The following is a 21,644-nucleotide window of genomic DNA, read 5'->3' as shown; positions in this document are numbered from 1 at the left end:
TATTATAACTTTGATATATCAAGCGCTTGCCAATGCGGAAAGTGCTTGCGTACTAAAGTGTTAAACTCAACTTCAAAAGCACTAAAGTTACTTTGCTGCGCTTGGCTTTGCAGTACTTGCTCTATCATACCGGCTGCAATAGTTAAGTTAGATAAGCGATCGATAAGTATAAACGAGCCGGTTTCGTGATTACTGTGATACTCATCAGCCAAAATAGTTTCGCTAAGTTCTAGCGTTACAATAGCGATTTCGTTTAACTGTAGAGTGTCGCTGCTACCATGCTCTAAGGTATTTACATCGATAGTGTGATCAATCTTAGTAACTTGAGCAGAGGTGTTTTTGCTACCAAGTTTAAAGTTATAGCTTTTACCTAGTTGCAGCGGCGTTTCGTGCATCCATACTAATTTAGCTTGTAGCTGGTTGGTAACTATTGCCGTAGAGCTTGCTGGTACAATGACATCGCCTCGGCTAATATCAATTTCGCTATTTAGCGTAACGGTAATTGCTTGGCCAGCTTGTGCACTGTCTAGGTTGCCATCAAAGGTAACAATTTCTTTAATGCTAGAAGTTTTGCCCGATGGTAATACTTTTATTGCATCGCCCACTTGTAACTTGCCTGAGGCTAGCGTGCCCTGAAAACCACGAAAGTTTAAGTTAGGGCGCGCCACATATTGCACCGGTAAACGTGCTTCAAAGTCAGTGTCGATTTGCGCTGCTGGCGAGTCTTCTAATAACTCTAGCAATGGTTTATCGGTGTAGTAAGGCGTATGTACAGAACGAGTAACTACGTTATCGCCTTTAAGCGCCGACATAGGTACAAATTTAATGTTACTTACATTAAGTTGCTCGGCAAATTTTAAGTAATCAGCTTTAATTTTTTCATAAACAGTTTCGTCAAAATCAACGATATCCATTTTATTAATAGCCACAACAAATTGCTTAATACCAAGCGAGTCACAAATAAAGCTGTGACGTTTAGTTTGTACTTGCACGCCGTAACGTGCATCCACCAAAATAATGGCCACATCGCTGGTTGATGCACCCGTTACCATGTTGCGCGTGTACTGCTCGTGCCCTGGGGTATCGGCAATAATAAACTTGCGCTTAGCGGTCGAGAAGTAACGGTACGCTACGTCAATGGTTATGCCTTGCTCACGCTCAGCTTGTAGGCCATCAACAAGTAATGCTAAATCAAGGTCATCACCTGCGTTACCTACTTTTTCGTTATCTTTATGTAGTGCTGCTAACTGATCTTCATAAATTTGGTGGCTGTCGTGCAGTAGGCGGCCAATGAGTGTTGATTTACCGTCATCTACACTGCCACAGGTAAGCATGCGTAATAAGCTTTTGTCTTGCTGACGTGCTAGGTAAGCGTCTATACCGATTGCTTTTACTTCGTTAAATGTGTCGTTATTTTGATTAGCCATTAGAAATACCCTTCACGTTTTTTCTTTTCCATTGAGCCTGCCGAGTCATGGTCAATAACCCGACCTTCACGTTCAGATGACGTAGATAGCAGCATTTCTTCAATAATTTCGGTTAATGAGCTGGCCGTTGATTCCACTGCACCGGTAAGTGGATAGCAGCCTAAAGTCCGAAAACGTACCGACTTCATCATTGGCACTTCACCCTCCAAAAGTGGCATACGCTCATCGTCAACCATAATTAGGGTGCCGTCGCGATCAACCACTGGGCGCTCTTTAGCTAGATACAAAGGCACCATGTCGATGTTTTCTTGATAAATATATTGCCAAATATCCAACTCGGTCCAGTTAGACAGAGGGAATACACGAATACTTTCACCTGGATTTACTTGGCTGTTGTACGTATTCCAAAGCTCTGGGCGTTGGTTTTTAGGATCCCAGCGGTGGTGCTTATCGCGAAATGAATAAACACGTTCTTTAGCGCGTGACTTTTCTTCGTCGCGGCGTGCGCCACCAAAGGCGGCATCAAAGCCATATTTGTCGAGTGCTTGCTTTAAACCTTGAGTTTTCATTATATCGGTATGTTTACCAGAGCCATGCTCGAATGGGCTTATACCAATTTCCATGCCTTCTGGGTTTTTATGCACTAGTAGCTCAAAGCTGTATTCTTTGGCAATACGGTCACGAAATTCAATCATTTCGCTAAACTTCCAATTAGTGTCTACGTGTAATAACGGAAACGGAATTTTTGCAGGGTAAAATGCTTTACGCGCTAAGTGCAAAAGTACCGACGAATCTTTACCAATTGAGTAAAGCATTACTGGGTTCTCAAACTCAGCGGCGACTTCGCGCATGATTTTGATACTTTCAGCTTCAAGCTGCTGAAGGTGAGTTAAAGCCATTGTTAGTCGTCCTACTAAAATAATTAAAAGTTAAAATCTAATAAATGTATAAAGCTTATGCCACATCGGTAAGTGGTTGCGCAAAACTGCTAGTTTGCGCTTTGGCACCAAACCAATGTAACTCTTGGTGCAAGGATGCTACTTCGCCAATAATAAGCAGCGCAGGAGAAACCAAACTGTTACGCGTAATTAAATCGGCAAGCTCGCCCAGCTTTCCAGTAATTACGCGTTGATTTTTACGGGTGCCGTTTTCAATAATGGCAACGGGTGTATTGGCGTTGCGGCCATGTTTTAAAAGCTCAGCTTGTATATGTGGCGACTTTATCACGCCCATATAAATAGCTAAGGTTTGATTTGGTTTAGCCAGCGATTGCCAATCGAGTTCTTGGCCGTCTTTTTTACAATGCCCGGTTACAAACTGAATCGCTTGTGCGTGGTCACGATGGGTAAGCGGAATACCCGCATAGGCACTGCATCCTGCAGCGGCAGTTATACCAGGTACAATTTGATAATTTACCTTGTTAGCCGCAAGTACTTGTACTTCTTCGCCACCACGACCATAAATAAACGGATCGCCACCTTTAATACGGCATACTTTTTTACCTTGCTTGGCTAAATCGACCAGCATTTGGTTAGTGTCTTGCTGCGCTACGCTGTGATCGCCTAAACGCTTGCCTACACAAATAAGGTCGGCATCACGGCGCACTAACTCCATGATCTCGTCAGACACTAAATAGTCATAAACCACTACATCGGCTTGTTGCATAAGTTGCAGTGCCTTAAGTGTCAGCAATTCAGGATCGCCAGGGCCTGCACCTACTACATAAACCTCGCCTTCGGGCTCGGCTTTAGCATTTAGCATGTGTTCTAACTGTTGCTCTGCGGCTTGGGTGTCGCCGGTTTGTACTTTACTAACAACAGATGAGTCGAATACGCCTTCCCAAAACTGGCGACGATCGGCAAAGTGCTTAAAGCGTTGTTTTACTTTGCTTCTAAAGCCACCCACAAGCGTTGCCAGCGGGCCAATATGTTGCGGTATTAGGGTTTCTAATTTTTCGCGTAGGCGACGTGCTAATACCGGGGCAGTGCCTGCGCTTGATATAGCAATTGTGATTGGGTTGCGATCGACAATCGATGGAAATATAAAGGTGCACTTAGGCTGATCGTCAACTACATTAACAAAAATGTTATGAGCATTAGCCAGTTCAAACACTTGGCTATTTACATGCTCTAAATCTGTAGCAGCAATTACCAGCATCATATTTTTTAAATGTTGCTCGTTAAAGTACTCATGTATAAGCGTTACTTTATTGTCGCTAGCAAGTTCAATGAGCTGTTGGCAAAATTTGGGAGCGACTAAAGTAATACTGGCACGCGCTTTTAAAAGCGCGCTGCATTTGCGCAACGCAACATCTCCACCGCCAACAACCAATACAGGTTTGTTGTCGAGTTTGGTAAAGATAGGTAAATACTGCACGTTAATCACACCCCTAAAATAAATGGCTCGTTTAGCCTGATAGCCACAATATAGCGCCACATACTAAGTAAAAAATAATTAAAACCCACTCGTTATAACTAAAAGTTATAACGAGTGGGTTTTTAAGGCCGAAATCTTAATTAGTAAGGCTTTGCGGTCGGTTGCATGTAAAACTAAGGGCTTAGAGTGTTTGGTTATGAGCTATAGCAAGTTTAGGTTACTATAATTACAGGTATTAAATCACGGTATAAATATGATGAGGTTACTATGAGTAAACAACAAAAAGAGGCTGCTTTGGCTGTCGCCTTAATGGATTTAACCAGCTTAAATAGCAACGATGATAGTGCCGCTATTAATACGTTAGTGAACAGCATTAACCCTAAATTAGGCACGCCCGCTGCAGTATGTGTTTACAGTGATTTTGTAGCAGAAGCAAAAATAGCCTTAGCTACCAGAGAACTAAGCCATATAAAAGTAGCCACAGTAACTAACTTTCCAACGGGTGACGCACCTTTAAATACCGTAATAAACGAAACACTAATTGCCATAGAGCGCGGTGCAGATGAAATTGATTTAGTTATTCCATATAAAGCGCTAATAGCGGGTAATAAAAGCCGTGTGCTTAAGTATGTTACCGAGAGCAAAAAAGTCTGTGGGTCGCGCGCTCTACTTAAAGTGATTATAGAAAGCGGCGAGTTACAAACACCTGATTTAATCGCATCAGCCACATTATTAGCTATTAAAGGCGGTGCCGACTTTGTAAAAACCAGTACCGGTAAGGTCGCCGTTAATGCCACGCTTGATGCGACAAAAACTATACTCAATACCATTAAAGAATCGGGCAAGCTAGTTGGCTTTAAAGCGGCGGGAGGAGTTAAAACAGTTGCAGATGCGAGCGATTACTTAGCCCTTGCAAGCACTATTATGGGTAATGACTACTTACAAGCAAATACCTTTAGATTTGGCGCATCAAGTTTATTAACTAATGTGTACGCGGTATTAAATGAAGCGTGATAGCGAACAAGAAAAACAACAGTTAGAGCACGAGGCAGCGAGGTTGTTTTTACGTTGTTATGAGCAGCAATATGGCATTCATATGCGCCATATTTGGCATAATGAGCCCAATAAGCCCGACGTTAGCTGCTACAAAGGCGATCAGCAACTTGATATTGAAGTTGCGCATTTATATGCCAGTGAAACCGAAGCAATGGCAGTGCTTGGCCGGCCACTGTCAATTCCAATGCAACGGGCATTGGCCGATATGGCGCAAGCCCCAAGTGAGCAAAGGTTACGCCTAGCGTTAGAGAGATTACTGGAGCAAAAAGCCACTAAATCTTATCATTCAGCGCGAACTTGGTTATTAATTCGCAATGCCAGCACTATTTGGCATAAAGCAGACTTTGATGCTCAGCTTAAAATGATTAGTGTGCCGCAAACGCATGCATTTGAGCAAATTTGGTTGCTACGCGATTTCTATCGTGGCGAGTTGGTACGTTTATTTTGATTTTTTTACGGTAACTCATTGCAGGAATGACTTTTTATTGCATAAATAAATATTAATTTAGCGGGTTAAGTGGTTAAATAATGCGGTGTGTAAATTAACGGTGAAGATTTTATCAGATGACAATCTTTACTCTTGTGTTAATGAACTGCGTAAGTATAATAGGCATCCACTTTGCAGGGGCGTAGTTCCAATTGGTAGAACAGCGGTCTCCAAAACCGACGGTTGGGAGTTCGAATCTCTCCGCCCCTGCCAATATTACTCGCGATGCGGGTAAGTCTGGGGTTAAAAATCGGTTTAAATAAGTCTGTTTTTAAGTTTAGATTTTAATGGATTAACCCTACCATAGCGTAGGGTTGTTGTGTCTGTAGTTAAGGTAATAATATTATGAGCACGAATGTAGAAACGCCATCAAGTGCGATGGAGTCAGTAAAGTGGTTAGTAGCAATAGTGCTACTTGCAGGCGCAGTTGTTGGTAATCACATGTTTGCAGATCAGTCTGTATTACTACGTGCGATTGGCGTTGTAGTTGCAATAGCAGCTGGTTTAGCAATTGCCTCGCAAACAGCTAAAGGACGTACTTTCCTTACTTTTGCTAAAGAAGCAAGAATTGAAGTGCGCAAAGTAATTTGGCCAACGCGTCAAGAAACTATCCACACGACATTAATTGTAATGGTTGCAACAGCGATAATGGCACTTATCCTTTGGGGATTAGATGGCATTTTATTCCGCGCTGTAGGCTTTTTAACTGGATTGGAGATCTGATCCCATGTCGGATGAGAACAACGAAATAAAGCTACGTTGGTACGTAGTACAGGCTTTCTCAGGTTATGAGAAGCGTGTTGCACAAACTATTTTAGAACACATTAAAATCAAAGGCCTTGAAGAGAGCTTTGGTGAGGTATTAGTACCAACAGAAGAAGTGATTGAGATGCGCGCTGGTCAAAAGCGTAAATCTGAGCGTAAGTTCTTCCCAGGTTACGTACTAATTCAAATGGATATGAACGATAAAAGCTGGCATTTAGTTAATAGCACAGAACGTGTTATGGGCTTTATTGGTGGTACGTCTGATCGTCCTGCACCAATTAGTGCCAAAGAAGCTGAGCGTATTCTTAATCGTTTACAAGAAAATGCTGAAGCACCTAAACCTGCTACCTTATTTGAACCAGGTGAAGTTGTTCGTGTTACTGACGGTCCATTTGCTGACTTTAGCGGTGTTGTTGAAGAAGTTGACTACGAAAAGAGCCGCGTTAAAGTGTCGGTACTTATTTTTGGTCGTTCTACACCGGTTGAACTTGAATTTGGTCAAGTTGAACAAGATAAGTAATTGATTAAAAAAGTGATGCTAAATTTTTTATAAAATTTGGCACGAAGCTTGAAAAAGGCCGCTGATTAACTTATAATCAGCGGCCTTTTTGTATTTGGGTAAATTAATTTTACGCTACAAAAAGTACGAAACAATTTTTTATATTGGGGAGCCGTTAGAGTACGCGTCCTCGCGCGCACAAGGCTGAGACCCACTTAATGAGGTATTTATAATGGCTAAAAAAGTTGAAGCTCTAATCAAGCTACAAGTTAATGCTGGTATGGCTAATCCTAGTCCACCAGTAGGTCCTGCACTAGGTCAACACGGTGTAAACATCATGGAATTCTGTAAAGCGTTTAACGCACGTACAGAGTCTATCGAAAAAGGCGCTCCAGTTCCTGTAGTGATCTCTGTTTACGGTGACCGTTCTTTTACGTTCGACATGAAAACTCCACCTGCAGCATACTTGCTACTTAAAGCAGCTGGCGTTAAATCAGGCTCAGGCCGTCCTAACACTGAAAAAGTAGGCACAGTAACTCGTGCTCAACTTGAAGAGATTGTTGAGACTAAACGAGCTGACCTTACAGCTTCTGATTTAGAAGCTGCGGTTCGCACTATCGCAGGATCTGCTCGTGCGATGGGCTTGAGCGTAGAGGACTAAGAATATGGCTAAATTAACTAAACGTATGCGTACTATCCGCGAAAAAGTGGAAGTAACTAAAGATTACGAAATCAACGAAGCGATCGCGCTTTTAAAAGAGTTAGCGACAGCTAAGTTTGTAGAAAGTGTTGACGTTGCTGTTAACCTTGGTATCGATGCTCGTAAATCTGATCAAAACGTTCGTGGTGCAACTGTATTACCTAACGGTACTGGTCGTGACGTTCGCGTTGCAGTATTCACACAAGGCGCTAACGCAGAAGCTGCGAAAGAAGCCGGTGCAGAATTAGTAGGTATGGAAGATCTTGCTGAGCTAGTTAAAAAAGGCGAGATGAACTTTGACGTTGTTGTTGCATCACCAGACGCTATGCGTGTTGTTGGTCAACTAGGTCAAATCTTAGGCCCACGTGGTCTAATGCCAAACCCTAAGACTGGTACAGTAACACCTAACGTTGCTGAAGCAGTTAAAAATGCAAAAGCGGGTCAAGTACGTTACCGTAATGACAAAAATGGCATCATCCATACTACTATTGGTAAGGTTGATTTCACTGCTGAGCAATTACAACAAAACCTTGAGTCACTAATTGTTGCGCTTAAGAAGGCTAAACCTTCTCAAGCTAAAGGTGTTTACGTGAAGAAAGTAAGCATCTCTACAACAATGGGCGCAGGCGTTGCTGTTGACCAAAACACGTTAAGCACTACTGTAGCTTAATCGGTGTTTACATGGCGTGAAATTTGTACTATAATTTCGCGCCATTTTGTTGATTAATTCGTTTTTCAGCAAAGTAAAGAATTCGGGTTGAAGTCCATAATTTCGTTGCACCTTAGGGTAAAGCGATAAATTGGACTTCCGTCCAAGACCGTAGGTGGCTTCGGCCTTAATACTCACCTACGTAGACGGTGTAGACCCCAGATAGATTTTTCCTAATCCTTCTGGCTCTCGCCGTAAAAAGCATCTCTATCTTGTTTGATAGGGAAGAGTAGAACAGGGGACACCGAGTGTCGGTAACCCCATTAAACCAGGAGTAACACCCATGGCTTTAAATCTTCAAGGCAAACAAGCAATAGTTGCTGAAGTCAACGAAGCAGCCAATGGTGCTCTATCTGCAGTTGTTGCAGATTCTCGTGGTGTAACAGTTGGCGCAATCACTGCCCTTCGTAAAGAAGCTCGTGCAAATGGTGTTTGGATGAAAGTTGTCCGTAACACTTTAGCAAAACGTGCTCTTGAAGGAACACAGTTTGAGTGCCTTTCTGATTCATTTGTTGGTCCAAGCTTAATCGCTTTCTCATCAGAGCACCCAGGTGCTGCTGCGCGTATCTTTTCTGCTTTTGCAAAAAAGAACGAGAAATTTGAGCTTAAAACGGCCGCTTTTGAAGGAAATGTTGTTGATGCAGCAATGCTTGCTACATTACCTACATACGACGAAGCTGTTGCACGCTTAATGAGCGCTATGAAAGAAGCGTCTGCTGGTAAATTGTGTAAAACAATTGAAGCAGTACGTGTACAGAAAGAAGAGCAAGCTGCTTAATTTTAAGCTGTTTAATCCCTTTCGGTGTAAAATTTATTTGGACTTAAAGTCCGTTAATTATTAGGAAATTTGAAATGTCTGTATCTAAAGACCAAATCCTTGACGCAATTGCTGAAATGTCAGTAATGGACGTTGTTGCTCTTATCGAAGCAATGGAAGAAAAATTCGGCGTAACTGCTGCTGCTGGTATGGTAGCTGGTCCAGCTGCTGAAGCAGTTGAAGAAAAGACTGAATTTGATGTAATCCTTACTGGCGCTGGCGCTAACAAGGTTTCTGCAATCAAAGCAGTTCGTAGCGCAACTGGCCTAGGCCTTAAAGAAGCGAAAGCTCTTGTTGAAGCTGCACCAACACCTGTTAAAGAAGGTATCTCTAAGGAAGAAGCTGAAGCTCTTGCTAAAGACCTTACTGAAGCTGGTGCTGAAGTTGAGGTTAAGTAATTTAGCTTTTGCTAAGTTCGCTGCCTGAGAAATCAGGCAAGGGCTGGTGATTATTTAATCACCGGCCTTTTTGCGCTATAGAGTGATGCACTCTTTTAGTTCAAATAAAATCTGGTTTTTTCTTTACTTTCAACGCTTTATAGTTTGCTAGTGTTAAAGTGGGACTAAATTAGAACAACAATCAAATGTTGTAAATCTTGGCATAGATGCCAGTTAAGTCTGTTCTTACAAGAACAGGTCGGGTCAAAGATCAGCAAGCTGAGGAACCCCATGGCTTACTCTTATTCTGAAAAGAAACGTATCCGTAAGGATTTTGGTAAACGTCCACAAGTTTTGGATATACCTTTCTTACTATCTACACAGTTAGAATCGTTTAAAAAATTCTTAGTGCCTGACGCTGATGGCGATCATGGTTTGGAAGCAGCCTTCCGTTCTGTGTTCCCAATTAAAAGCTACTCAGGAAATTCTGAGCTGCAATACGTAAGTTATCGTATTGGCGAGCCAGTTTTCGATGTAAAAGAATGTCAAATTCGCGGTGTGACTTATTCTGCTCCACTTCGCGTGAAATTGCGTCTTGTAGTTATGGACAAAGAAGCTCCAGGCACAGTTAAAGACATTAAAGAGCAAGAAGTTTACATGGGCGAAATTCCGCTCATGACCGATACCGGTACCTTTGTAATCAATGGTACAGAGCGTGTTATCGTTTCTCAGCTACACCGTAGCCCTGGTGTATTCTTTGATAACGACCGCGGTAAAACTCACTCATCGGGTAAAGTGTTATATAACGCACGTGTTATCCCATATCGTGGTTCATGGTTAGACTTTGAATTTGATGCAAAAGATAACTTATATGTACGTATTGACCGTCGTCGTAAATTACCGGCGTCTATTATCTTACGTGCACTTGAGTACTCGAGTGAAGACATTCTTGGTATTTTCTTCGACAACACTACGTTTGAAGTAACTGACGGTAAAGTTCTTATGGAACTGGTACCTTCACGTTTACGTGGTGAAACCGCCGCTTTTGATATTAAGAGCGAAGACGGTGAAGTGTTTGTTGAAAGTGGTCGTCGTGTTACGGCTCGCCATATCAAGAACATCGAGAAAAAAGGCATTAAGCAATTAGAAGTACCACATGAGTACATCATTGGTCGCGTATTAGCGAAAAACTATGTTGATGAGTCAACAGGTGAAGTTGTAGCTAATGCAAATGACGAGCTAACGCTTGAATTAATGGCTGAATTGGTTAAAGCCGGTCACACTAAAATTGATACGTTATATATCAATGAAGTGGACAGCGGTGCTTACATGTCAAATACATTGAACATTGACTCTTCAAGCAGCCGTTTAGAAGCATTAGTAGAAATTTATCGCATGATGCGCCCAGGCGAGCCACCGACGAAAGACGCGGCTGAAGCCTTATTCCAGAACTTGTTCTTCTCAGAAGAGCGCTATGACTTATCAACGGTAGGTCGTATGAAGTTCAATAGCCGTGTTGGTTACGATACCGATACAGGCCCAGGCACATTAAGCAAAGAAGACATCGTGTCGGTTATGAAAGTATTGATTGCTATTCGTAACGGTGTTGGCGATGTAGATGATATTGACCACTTAGGCAACCGTCGTATACGTAGTGTTGGCGAAATGGCTGAGAATCAATTCCGTGTAGGTTTAGTGCGTGTAGAACGTGCTGTACGTGAGCGTTTAAGCTTAGGTGACCTAGATGCGATAATGCCACAAGATCTTATTAACGCTAAGCCTATTTCGGCAGCGGTTAAAGAGTTCTTCGGCTCGTCTCAGTTATCACAGTTCATGGACCAAAATAACCCGCTATCAGAAGTAACGCATAAACGTCGTATTTCTGCATTAGGGCCGGGCGGTCTAACTCGTGAGCGCGCAGGCTTTGAAGTACGTGACGTTCACGTAACTCACTATGGTCGCGTATGTCCAATCGAGACTCCTGAGGGTCCAAACATCGGTCTAATTAACTCATTATCTACGTACGCACGTACGAATGATTATGGTTTCTTAGAAACACCTTACCGCAAAGTGGTAGACGGTGTTGTAACTGATGAAGTTGATTACCTATCAGCCATTGAAGAAGGTCAGTTTGTTATCGCACAGGCGAACTCAAACTTAACCGAAACCAATGAGTTTGTAGATGAACTTATTCCATGTCGTCACAAAGGTGAATCTACCTTTATGGGACGTATGGACCAGCAATATATGGATGTATCACCACAACAGGTGATCTCTGTAGCGGCAGCACTTATCCCGTTCCTAGAACACGATGATGCTAACCGTGCATTGATGGGTTCAAACATGCAACGTCAAGCAGTACCAACATTGAAAGCGGATAAGCCGTTAGTAGGTACTGGTATTGAGTTAACACTAGCGAAAGACTCTGGTGTTACTATCGTTGCAAAACGTGGTGGTGAAGTAATGTATTGTGACGCAAGTCGCATCGTTGTTAATGTACATGAAGAAGAACGCGTTCCAGGCGAAGCGGGCATCGACATTTACAACTTAACCAAATACACACGTTCTAACCAAAATACATGTATTAACCAAAAACCAACTTGTATGGTTGGCGAACCGGTTACTCGTGGCGATGTGTTAGCAGATGGTCCTTCGACTGACTTGGGCGACTTAGCTCTTGGTCAAAACTTGCGCGTGGCATTTATGCCATGGAATGGTTATAACTTCGAGGATTCAATCTTACTATCAGAGCGCGTAGTTGAAGAAGATCGTCTAACGACTATCCACATTCAAGAACTACAGTGTATTGCCCGTGATACTAAATTAGGTTCTGAAGAGATCACTGCAGATATCCCGAATGTGGGCGAATCTGCACTAGGCAAGCTTGATGAATCAGGCGTTGTTTATATTGGTGCTGAAGTTAAAAGCGGCGATATTCTAGTAGGTAAAGTGACTCCGAAAGGCGAAACGCAATTAACTCCTGAAGAGAAGCTACTACGAGCTATCTTCGGCGAAAAAGCGTCTGACGTTAAAGACAGCTCTTTACGTGTACCAAATTCTGTAACTGGTACTGTAATTGACGTGCAAGTTTTCACCCGTGATGGTGTTGAAAAAGATAAGCGTGCGTTAGAAGTTGAAGAAATGCAGCTTCGCGATGCGAAGAAAGACTTCAACGAAGAGTTCCGTATTCTAGAAGCTGGTGTATTAGACCGTGCGCGTAAGTTACTTATCGCAGCTGGCTTTGATGAAGACAAATTAGCGTTATTAAATGCTGAGAAGCTACTTACGCAAAGCCTTGCTGAAGAAGACAAGCAAGCTGAGCTTGAGCAATTAGCAGCCCAGTATGACGAGCTTAAAGCTGAATACGATAAGAAGTTTGAAAACAAACGTCGTAAAATCACTCAAGGCGATGACCTAGCACCTGGCGTACTTAAGATTGTTAAAGTATACCTAGCTGTTAAACGTTGTATCCAACCGGGTGATAAAATGGCGGGTCGTCATGGTAACAAAGGTGTTATCTCGACTATCGTACCAGTAGAAGATATGCCATACGATGATAAAGGTCGTACGGTAGATATCGTACTTAACCCACTGGGTGTACCATCACGTATGAACATCGGTCAGATCCTTGAAACACATATGGGTCTAGCTGCACGTGGTATTGGTGAACGCATTGAAGAAATGATGAAAGAGCAACGTGAGCTGCATGAGTTACGCGCCTTCATCAAGCAAGCCTACGAAATTGGCGAATCTCGTCAAGTAGTAGACATTGATAGCTTTACAGATGACGAAATTCGTCGTTTGGCTGAAAACTTAAAAGGTGGTTTACCAATAGCTACTCCAGCATTTGATGGCGCGAAAGAAAACGAAATCAAAGACATGCTAGAGCTTGCGGGCTACCCAAGAAGTGGTCAGGTTACACTTTATGATGGCCGTACTGGCGATCAGTTCGAACGTCAAGTAACCGTTGGTTACATGTACATGCTGAAACTGAATCACTTAGTTGATGACAAAATGCATGCGCGTTCTACTGGTTCTTATAGCCTTGTTACTCAGCAGCCGCTGGGTGGTAAAGCACAGTTCGGTGGCCAGCGTTTTGGTGAGATGGAAGTATGGGCACTTGAAGCTTACGGTGCTGCTTACACTCTACAAGAAATGCTAACAGTGAAATCGGATGACGTGAACGGTCGTACTAAGATGTATAAAAACATCGTTGATGGTAACCATAAAATGGAACCAGGTATGCCAGAATCGTTTAACGTATTGTTAAAAGAAATCCGCTCACTGGGTATCAACATCGAGTTGGAAGAAAATTAAGCCAATTAGATGCTGCAGTTAACGCTGCAGCATCTGTTACGGCCGAATAGAATGTAGGGACGAGACTACCCGTCCTCAAGATTAACTCCGACAGGAGAGCTAAGGTGAAAGACTTACTTAAGTTTCTGAAGCAACAAAATAAGACCGAAGAATTCGATGCAATTCGCATTGGTCTTGCTTCACCAGACATGGTTCGTTCGTGGTCATACGGTGAAGTAAAGAAACCTGAGACTATTAACTACCGTACTTTCAAGCCTGAGCGCGATGGCTTATTCTGTGCCCGTATTTTCGGCCCAGTGAAAGATTATGAATGCTTATGTGGTAAATATAAGCGTCTTAAACACCGCGGTGTGATCTGTGAGAAGTGTGGCGTTGAAGTTACACTCACTAAAGTGCGACGCGATCGTATGGGTCATATTGACCTTGCGAGCCCAGTTGCGCATATTTGGTTTTTAAAATCATTACCGTCACGTATCGGCTTAATGCTAGATATGACGCTTCGTGATATTGAACGTGTTCTTTACTTCGAATCATTCGTAGTAACTGAGCCTGGTATGACAACGCTTGAGCGTGGTCAGCTATTAGGTGAAGAAGAATACTTAGATGCACTTGAAGAGCATGGTGATGAATTTGAAGCTAAGATGGGTGCTGAAGCAGTTTTAGACTTGCTTCGTGAACTCGATCTTGCACAATTAATTGCTGAAATGCGTGAAGAGTTACCAACAATTAACTCTGAAACTAAGCGTAAAAAAATCACTAAACGTCTTAAGTTAATGGAATCGTTCCACCAATCAGGTAATAACCCTGAATGGATGATCATGACAGTACTTCCAGTATTGCCACCTGATCTACGCCCATTAGTACCACTAGACGGTGGTCGTTTTGCGACGTCTGATCTAAATGACCTTTACCGTCGTGTTATTAACCGTAATAACCGTCTTAAGCGTCTATTAGATTTAGCAGCACCAGATATTATCGTACGCAACGAAAAACGTATGTTACAAGAAGCGGTAGATGCGCTACTTGATAACGGTCGTCGTGGTCGTGCAATTACAGGTTCTAACAAACGTCCTCTTAAATCTCTTGCCGATATGATCAAGGGTAAGCAAGGTCGTTTCCGTCAGAACTTACTTGGTAAGCGTGTGGATTATTCAGGCCGTTCTGTAATTACAGTGGGTCCTACACTTAAGCTTCACCAATGTGGTCTTCCTAAGAAGATGGCACTTGAGCTATTCAAACCATTTATCTATGGCAAATTAGAGCGTCGCGGCATGGCTACGACAATCAAAGCTGCGAAGAAGATGGTTGAACGTGAAATGCCGGAAGTATGGGATGTGCTTGACGAAGTAATTCGTGAACATCCAGTATTACTTAACCGTGCACCAACACTTCACCGTTTGGGTATCCAAGCGTTTGAACCTGTGCTTATCGAAGGTAAAGCGATTCATTTGCATCCATTAGTATGTGCGGCCTACAACGCCGATTTCGATGGTGACCAAATGGCGGTACACGTACCGCTAACAATTGAAGCGCAGCTTGAAGCTCGTGCCTTAATGATGTCTACAAACAACATTCTATCTCCTGCGAATGGTGAGCCAATCATCGTTCCTTCACAGGATGTTGTATTGGGTCTTTATTACATGACTCGTGACCGTATTAACGCTAAAGGCGAAGGCGCGATATTTAAAGATCCAAAAGAAGCAGAAAAAGCATACCGTAGTGGCAATGCAGACCTTCACGCAATTGTGAAAGTACGTATTAGTCAATCAGTTAAAAACGAAAACGGTGTAGTAGAAGATACTATCACTGTTATTGATACAACTGTTGGTCGTGCAATTCTGTCGCTAATTTTACCAAAAGGCATGCCGTATGAGTCAATCAATCAGCCGCTAGGTAAAAAGCAGATTTCTGGCTTAATTAATGAGTGTTACCGTCGTCTTGGTCTTAAAGACACAGTTATGTTTGCTGACCAAATTATGTACACCGGTTTCCATTATGCAATGAAGTCAGGTGTTTCAATCGGTATTGATGACTTAGTTATCCCACCGGTTAAAGCGCAGATCATTGAAGCAGCTGAAGCTGAAGTTACTGAAATCAACCAACAATTCCAATCAGGTCTTGTAACGGCTGGTGAAAAGTACAATAAAGTTATCGATATTTGGTCACGTGTAAATGAAAACTTATCACGTGAGATGATGTCTAACTTGTCGAAAGACACAGTTATTAATGCACAAGGTGAAGAAGTAGAGCAAGCGTCATTTAACTCAGTGTTTATGATGGCCGACTCAGGTGCTCGTGGTAGTGCTGCTCAGATCCGTCAGTTGGCGGGTATGCGTGGTCTAATGGCACGTCCAGATGGTTCAATCATCGAGACGCCAATCACAGCTAACTTCCGTGAAGGTCTAAACGTACTTCAGTACTTCATCTCAACGCATGGTGCGCGTAAAGGTCTTGCCGATACAGCACTTAAAACAGCTAACTCTGGTTACCTAACGCGTCGTCTAGTAGACGTTGCACAAGATTTGGTAATCAATGAAGATGACTGTGGCACAGAAGATGGCTTAACAATGAAACCGCTTATTGAAGGTGGTGATGTTGTAGAAGCGCTTCGTGAACGTGTTCTAGGTCGTGTTGTTGCTGAAGATATTGTTATTCCAGGTACTAATACAGTACTTGTTGAACGTAACATTATGCTTGACGAAAAACTGTGTGACCTTTTAGAAGAGCATTCAGTAGATGAAGTTCGCGTACGTTCTGTTATCACGTGTGATAATGACTTTGGTGTTTGTGCTAACTGTTACGGTCGTGACCTAGCACGTGGCCATATCATCAACGCAGGTGAATCAGTAGGTGTTATCGCGGCACAATCAATTGGTGAGCCAGGTACACAGTTAACGATGCGTACATTCCACATCGGTGGTGCGGCATCTAGAGCGTCTGCTGAGAATAATGTACAAGTTAAAACTAACGGTACATTAAAGCTTCACAACGCTAAGTACGTATTAAATACAGACGGTAAGATTGCTATTATTTCGCGTTCTACGGAAATTACTATCATTGATAGTTATGGCCGTGAAAAAGAGCGTTATAAAGTACCTTACGGTGCAGTATTAACAGTACAAGACAATGCAGAAGTTCAAGGTAACGACATCGTTGCTACTTGGGACCCGCATAGTCACCCAATCGTACTTGAGCATAAGTCAAAAGTATCGTTCAGCGATATCGATGACTCGAATACTGAAACACAGACAGATGAACTAACCGGTTTAACCCGTATAGTTGTTAAAGATCTTTCTAAAGCGAATGCGAAAGAACCTAAGCTTATCATTGAAAGTGAAGAGCGCGGCTTACAAGAAACACGTCTTCCTTCATTCACTACGATTGAAGTAATTGACGGCACGACAGTAAACCCAGGTGACGTATTAGCACGTATTCCGCAAGAAGGTTCGAAAACTCGTGATATCACGGGTGGTCTACCACGCGTAGCCGATTTATTCGAAGCTCGTAAACCGAAAGAACCAGCTATTTTAGCTGAAGTTACCGGTACAATTAGCTTTGGTAAAGAGACTAAAGGTAAGAAGCGTTTAGTTATTACTCCAGATGAAGGTGATCATTACGAAGAGATGATCCCTAAATGGCGTCAACTTAACGTGTTTGAAGGTGAACGAGTGTCTAAAGGTGAAGTTATCGCCGATGGTCCAGAATCACCGCATGACATCTTACGCTTACGTGGTGTGACTCATGTTGCTAACTACATTGTTAACGAAGTGCAAGAGGTTTACCGTTTGCAAGGCGTTAAGATCAATGACAAGCACATTGAAACTATTATTCGTCAAATGTTACGTAAATGTACCATTATGCACGGTGGTGATACTGACTTCTTAGCCGGTGAGCAAATTGAAGTGGCACGCGTTAATATCGCAAACCGCGACCTTGAAGCTCAAGGTAAGATCCCAGCTAAGTTTGAAATCCAGTTAATGGGTATCACAAAAGCATCACTAGCAACAGAATCTTTCATCTCTGCAGCCTCTTTCCAAGAGACAACACGTGTTTTAACCGACGCAGCAGTGAATGGTAAGAGCGATGAGTTACGCGGTCTGAAAGAAAACGTAATAGTGGGTCGTTTGATCCCAGCCGGTACCGGCTTTTCGTATCATCAAGAACGTATGGCTCGCCGTAAGCAAAGAAATGTAGTAGAAGAGCAGACTGTAAGTGCAGAAGAGGCAACTCAAGCGCTAACTGATGCTTTAAATGCGGATTTATCTGGAAATCAATAAACTAAACCAAATCAATAGATTAGGTTTTCGCAAGGTAGATATCTTCTACCTTGCGAGCGGTTTAGGTTGACAGGTCAATCTTTGCTCATTAAAATTCCGCCACCCATTTACCTGTGCGTTTAAAACAAACTTGTAAAAACGGGCGGATTTTTTATTTTTTCAGTAGTAATTCTAATTTCAGGAGCTATTTAAATGGCAACTATTAACCAGCTAGTGCGTAAGCCACGCCGTAGCAAGGTTACGAAAAGTAACTCAGCTGCGCTTAAAGCGTGTCCGCAAAAGCGCGGTGTATGTACTCGCGTATATACAACTACACCTAAGAAACCAAACTCGGCGTTACGTAAAGTAGCTCGTGTACGTTTAACTAACGGTTTCGAAGTAACTTCATACATTGGTGGTGAAGGTCATAACCTTCAAGAGCACAGTGTAATCCTAATCCGTGGTGGTCGTGTTAAAGATTTACCAGGTGTGCGTTTTCACACCGTTCGTGGTGCACTTGACTGTGCAGGCGTTAGCGATCGTCGCCAAGCTCGTTCTAAATACGGTACTAAACGCCCTAAAGGCTAATAGTTCTCCGTTAGTAAGGCCAAGCACTAAATATTTTTAATTATTGTTTTGGGTTATTGACTCGATAAGAGCAAACCTGAATAAACCGGAGATACAAAATGCCTAGAAGACGCGTAATAGGTCAACGTAAAATTCTTCCAGATCCTAAGTTCGGATCGGAGCTTCTTGCGAAATTCGTAAACATCGTAATGTTAGATGGCAAGAAATCTACTGCTGAAAAAATCGTTTATGGTGCGCTAAATGTGGCTGCTGAGAAATCAGGCAAGTCGCACCTAGAAATCTTTGAAACGGCACTTGATAATATCCGCCCACAGGTAGAAGTTAAATCTCGCCGTGTTGGTGGTTCAACTTACCAAGTACCAGTTGAAGTACGTCCAGTTCGTCGTAACGCATTAGGTATGCGTTGGTTAGTAGACGCTGCTCGTAAGCGTGGCGAAAAATCTATGGGCTTACGTTTAGCTCAAGAAATCGTTGACGCTGCTGACAACAAAGGCACTGCGGTTAAGAAACGTGAAGACGTTCACCGTATGGCTGAAGCGAATAAAGCATTCGCTCATTACCGTTGGTAATCTGCCCTTAACCTTTAAGAGGATTTTATGGCACGTACAACTCCACTTGAGCGCTATCGTAATATCGGTATTTGCGCTCACGTAGATGCAGGCAAAACCACCACAACAGAACGTATTCTGTTTTACACAGGTCTTTCTCATAAGATCGGTGAAACGCATGATGGTGCTGCAACTATGGACTGGATGGAGCAGGAACAAGAGCGTGGTATCACAATCACTTCTGCTGCAACTACGTGTTTCTGGAAAGGGATGGACGCTCAATTTGACGCTCATCGTATCAATATTATTGATACTCCAGGACACGTTGATTTCACTATCGAAGTAGAGCGTTCTTTACGCGTATTAGATGGTGCGGTAGTTGTTCTTTGTGCTTCATCTGGTGTACAGCCGCAAACTGAGACAGTTTGGCGTCAAGCGAACAAATACGAAGTTCCAAGAATGATCTTCGTAAACAAAATGGATCGCACAGGCGCTGACTTCTTTGCAGTTGTTGACCAGGTGAAATCTCGTCTTGGAGCAACGCCTGTTCCAATTCAGTTGCCAATAGGCGCTGAAGACGGCTTTAAAGGTGTTATTGACCTGATTAAGATGAAAGCTATTAACTGGAACGAAGCGGACCAGGGAATGACTTTCACTTATGAGGCAATACCGGCAGAACTTCAGGAATTAGCCGATGAATGGCGCTCTCATTTAGTTGAAAGTGCTGCTGAAGCTACTGAAGAACTAATGGATAAATACTTAGAGGGTGAAGAGTTAAGTGAAGCCGAAATAAAAGAAGCTTTACGCCAACGTACATTAGCAAACGACATTGTTCCTATGACGTGTGGTAGCGCATTTAAAAACAAAGGTGTTCAAGCAGTGCTTGATTGCGTTGTTGAATACATGCCTGCTCCTACGCAAGTGAAACAAATTCAAGGTATCCTAGAAGATGGTACCGAAGAAGAGCGTCCTGCTGATGATAAAGCGCCGTTTGCTGCACTTGCATTTAAAATTGCAACGGACCCGTTTGTTGGCACCTTAACTTTTTTCCGTGTTTACTCTGGTACTGTTAAACAGGGTGACGCGGTATACAACCCAGTTAAAAGTAAGCGTGAGCGTCTTGGTCGTATCGTACAGATGCATTCAAACTCACGTGAAGAGATCAAAGAAGTCTTCGCAGGCGACATCGCGGCGGCTATTGGTCTCAAAGACGTAACAACAGGTGAAACACTGTGTGATCCGAAATCCATTATTACGCTTGAGCGTATGGAATTTCCTGAACCAGTAATCTCTGTTGCGGTTGAGCCTCGCACAATCGCTGACCAAGATAAGATGGGGATCGCGCTGGGTAAACTAGCGGCTGAAGATCCATCTTTTCGTGTACAAACCGACGAAGAATCGGGTCAGATTATAATATCTGGCATGGGTGAACTTCACCTCGATATCCTCGTCGAACGTATGAAACGTGAATTCAGTGTTGAATGTAACGTTGGTAAGCCGCAGGTTGCATACCGAGAAGCTATCCGTTCAACTGTTAAAGTTGAAGGTAAGTTTATACGTCAATCAGGTGGTCGTGGTCAATATGGTCACGTCTGGCTTAAACTTGAACCGATGGATATTACGGATGACGAAGCACCAATTTACGAGTTCGTTAACGAAACTGTAGGTGGTTCTATTCCCAAAGAATACGTCCCTGCGGTAGACAAAGGCATCCAAGAGCAAATGTCTCAAGGTGTGCTGGCAGGCTACCCATTACTTGGCGTTAAAGCGACTTTATATGATGGTTCATTCCATGATGTAGACTCGAATGAAATGGCATTTAAAATAGCAGGTTCATTGGCAATGAAGCAAGGCGCGCTGCAAGCGAGCCCGGTACTTTTAGAGCCAGTAATGAAGGTTGAAGTACTCACTCCTGAAGCAAACATGGGTGATGTAGTTGGTGACTTAAACCGTCGCCGCGGCATGATCGAAGGCATGGAAGATGCATTAGGTGGACTGAAGCAAATTAATGCACAGGTTCCCCTTTCTGAAATGTTTGGTTATGCTACTGACTTACGATCTGCAACACAGGGTCGTGCTTCATACTCTATGGAGTTTTTGAAGTACGCCGAAGCATCGAAACATGTTGCAGAGACAATAATTTCAGCTCGCGCTGTAATATGATTTTTAGCTTGTTTAACTCAATAGTGAGTTAGACTTTAATTTCTTTATAGGAATTTTTTAAGATGGCAAAAGCAAAGTTTGAACGCGTAAAACCGCATGTAAACGTAGGTACAATCGGCCACGTTGACCACGGTAAAACTACACTAACTGCAGCAATCACTAACGTACTTGCAAAAGTATACGGCGGTGTTGCTAAAGATTTCGCATCAATCGATAACGCTCCAGAAGAGCGCGAACGTGGTATCACTATTTCAACGTCTCACGTTGAATACGATACACCTACACGTCACTACGCACACGTAGATTGTCCTGGTCACGCCGATTATGTTAAAAACATGATCACTGGTGCTGCTCAAATGGATGGCGCTATCTTAGTAGTTGCTGCGACTGATGGCCCTATGCCACAAACGCGTGAGCACATCCTACTTTCTCGTCAAGTTGGCGTTCCTTACATCATCGTGTTCATGAACAAATGTGACATGGTTGATGACGAAGAGCTACTTGAGCTAGTAGAAATGGAAGTTCGTGAACTTCTTTCAGAATACGATTTCCCAGGTGA

General features: G+C 42.9%; 17 protein-coding genes and 1 tRNA gene. 15 read left to right on the top strand and 3 right to left on the bottom strand.

Annotated features, from left to right (window positions below; genetic code table 11):
- Positions 1–2: 2 nt before the first annotated feature.
- The 3 genes from cysN to cysG are packed head-to-tail and all read right to left on the bottom strand — an operon-like array spanning position 3 to position 3,803.
- Positions 3–1,427 carry a sulfate adenylyltransferase subunit CysN gene (gene cysN, locus H5079_RS11070; protein WP_011326929.1) on the bottom strand — a complete coding sequence of 475 codons (1,425 nt, stop codon included), beginning with the start codon at positions 1,425–1,427 and terminating at the stop codon, positions 3–5.
- Positions 1,427–2,326, bottom strand: coding sequence for a sulfate adenylyltransferase subunit CysD (gene cysD, locus H5079_RS11065; protein ID WP_182684110.1), 900 nt, complete (start codon positions 2,324–2,326; stop codon positions 1,427–1,429). Before cysD ends, cysN begins: the two co-directional genes overlap by 1 nt.
- A gap of 55 nt (positions 2,327–2,381) precedes the next feature.
- Complete coding sequence (gene cysG / locus H5079_RS11060; protein WP_182684109.1) at positions 2,382–3,803, bottom strand: siroheme synthase CysG; 1,422 nt, start codon at positions 3,801–3,803, stop codon at positions 2,382–2,384.
- Between the two features lie 267 nt (positions 3,804–4,070).
- Here cysG and deoC point away from each other — a divergent pair, with 267 nt between their 5' ends.
- From deoC to H5079_RS10985, 15 genes are all read left to right on the top strand, one after another.
- Positions 4,071–4,817, top strand: coding sequence for a deoxyribose-phosphate aldolase (gene deoC, locus H5079_RS11055; protein ID WP_182684108.1), 747 nt, complete (start codon positions 4,071–4,073; stop codon positions 4,815–4,817).
- Positions 4,807–5,307, top strand: coding sequence for a hypothetical protein (locus H5079_RS11050; protein WP_041454316.1), 501 nt, complete (start codon positions 4,807–4,809; stop codon positions 5,305–5,307). Before deoC ends, H5079_RS11050 begins: the two co-directional genes overlap by 11 nt.
- 175 nt (positions 5,308–5,482) lie before the next feature.
- A tRNA-Trp gene (locus H5079_RS11045) sits at positions 5,483–5,559 on the top strand.
- Positions 5,560–5,691: 132 nt separating this feature from the next.
- Positions 5,692–6,069 carry a preprotein translocase subunit SecE gene (gene secE / locus H5079_RS11040; RefSeq protein WP_011326934.1) on the top strand — a complete coding sequence of 126 codons (378 nt, stop codon included), beginning with the start codon at positions 5,692–5,694 and terminating at the stop codon, positions 6,067–6,069.
- Positions 6,070–6,073: 4 nt separating this feature from the next.
- Positions 6,074–6,631 carry a transcription termination/antitermination protein NusG gene (nusG, locus tag H5079_RS11035; protein WP_011326935.1) on the top strand — a complete coding sequence of 186 codons (558 nt, stop codon included), beginning with the start codon at positions 6,074–6,076 and terminating at the stop codon, positions 6,629–6,631.
- A 211-nt stretch (positions 6,632–6,842) separates the two neighbouring features.
- Complete coding sequence (gene rplK, locus H5079_RS11030) at positions 6,843–7,271, top strand: 50S ribosomal protein L11 (protein ID WP_011326936.1); 429 nt, start codon at positions 6,843–6,845, stop codon at positions 7,269–7,271.
- Positions 7,272–7,275: 4 nt separating this feature from the next.
- Positions 7,276–7,980, top strand: a complete 705-nt coding sequence (rplA, locus tag H5079_RS11025; RefSeq protein ID WP_011326937.1) for a 50S ribosomal protein L1 — start codon at positions 7,276–7,278, stop codon at positions 7,978–7,980.
- A 322-nt stretch (positions 7,981–8,302) separates the two neighbouring features.
- A complete protein-coding gene (gene rplJ, locus H5079_RS11020; RefSeq protein ID WP_011326938.1) occupies positions 8,303–8,797 on the top strand; it encodes a 50S ribosomal protein L10 in 495 nt (164 codons plus the stop codon).
- Between the two features lie 74 nt (positions 8,798–8,871).
- A complete protein-coding gene (gene rplL / locus H5079_RS11015; protein ID WP_011326939.1) occupies positions 8,872–9,234 on the top strand; it encodes a 50S ribosomal protein L7/L12 in 363 nt (120 codons plus the stop codon).
- Between the two features lie 270 nt (positions 9,235–9,504).
- Positions 9,505–13,530: a DNA-directed RNA polymerase subunit beta gene (rpoB, locus tag H5079_RS11010; protein ID WP_086995185.1), complete on the top strand. Its 4,026-nt coding sequence runs from the start codon at positions 9,505–9,507 to the stop codon at positions 13,528–13,530.
- Between the two features lie 104 nt (positions 13,531–13,634).
- Positions 13,635–17,807 carry a DNA-directed RNA polymerase subunit beta' gene (rpoC, locus tag H5079_RS11005; RefSeq protein WP_182677336.1) on the top strand — a complete coding sequence of 1,391 codons (4,173 nt, stop codon included), beginning with the start codon at positions 13,635–13,637 and terminating at the stop codon, positions 17,805–17,807.
- 192 nt (positions 17,808–17,999) lie between these two features.
- Positions 18,000–18,374, top strand: coding sequence for a 30S ribosomal protein S12 (gene rpsL / locus H5079_RS11000; RefSeq protein ID WP_008165517.1), 375 nt, complete (start codon positions 18,000–18,002; stop codon positions 18,372–18,374).
- Between the two features lie 98 nt (positions 18,375–18,472).
- Positions 18,473–18,943 carry a 30S ribosomal protein S7 gene (gene rpsG, locus H5079_RS10995; protein WP_011326942.1) on the top strand — a complete coding sequence of 157 codons (471 nt, stop codon included), beginning with the start codon at positions 18,473–18,475 and terminating at the stop codon, positions 18,941–18,943.
- A gap of 27 nt (positions 18,944–18,970) precedes the next feature.
- Positions 18,971–21,085: an elongation factor G gene (gene fusA / locus H5079_RS10990; protein WP_011326943.1), complete on the top strand. Its 2,115-nt coding sequence runs from the start codon at positions 18,971–18,973 to the stop codon at positions 21,083–21,085.
- 62 nt (positions 21,086–21,147) lie between these two features.
- A partial coding sequence (locus H5079_RS10985; protein ID WP_182677340.1) for a GTP-binding protein occupies positions 21,148–21,644 on the top strand: 497 nt, incomplete at its 3' end.

This window comes from Pseudoalteromonas sp. SG44-5, assembly GCF_014164175.1.
Classification (GTDB): Bacteria; Pseudomonadota; Gammaproteobacteria; order Enterobacterales; family Alteromonadaceae; genus Pseudoalteromonas; species Pseudoalteromonas nigrifaciens.
The sequence above is the reverse complement of the archived record's forward strand: the minus strand, read 5'-3'. Positions and strand labels throughout refer to the sequence as shown.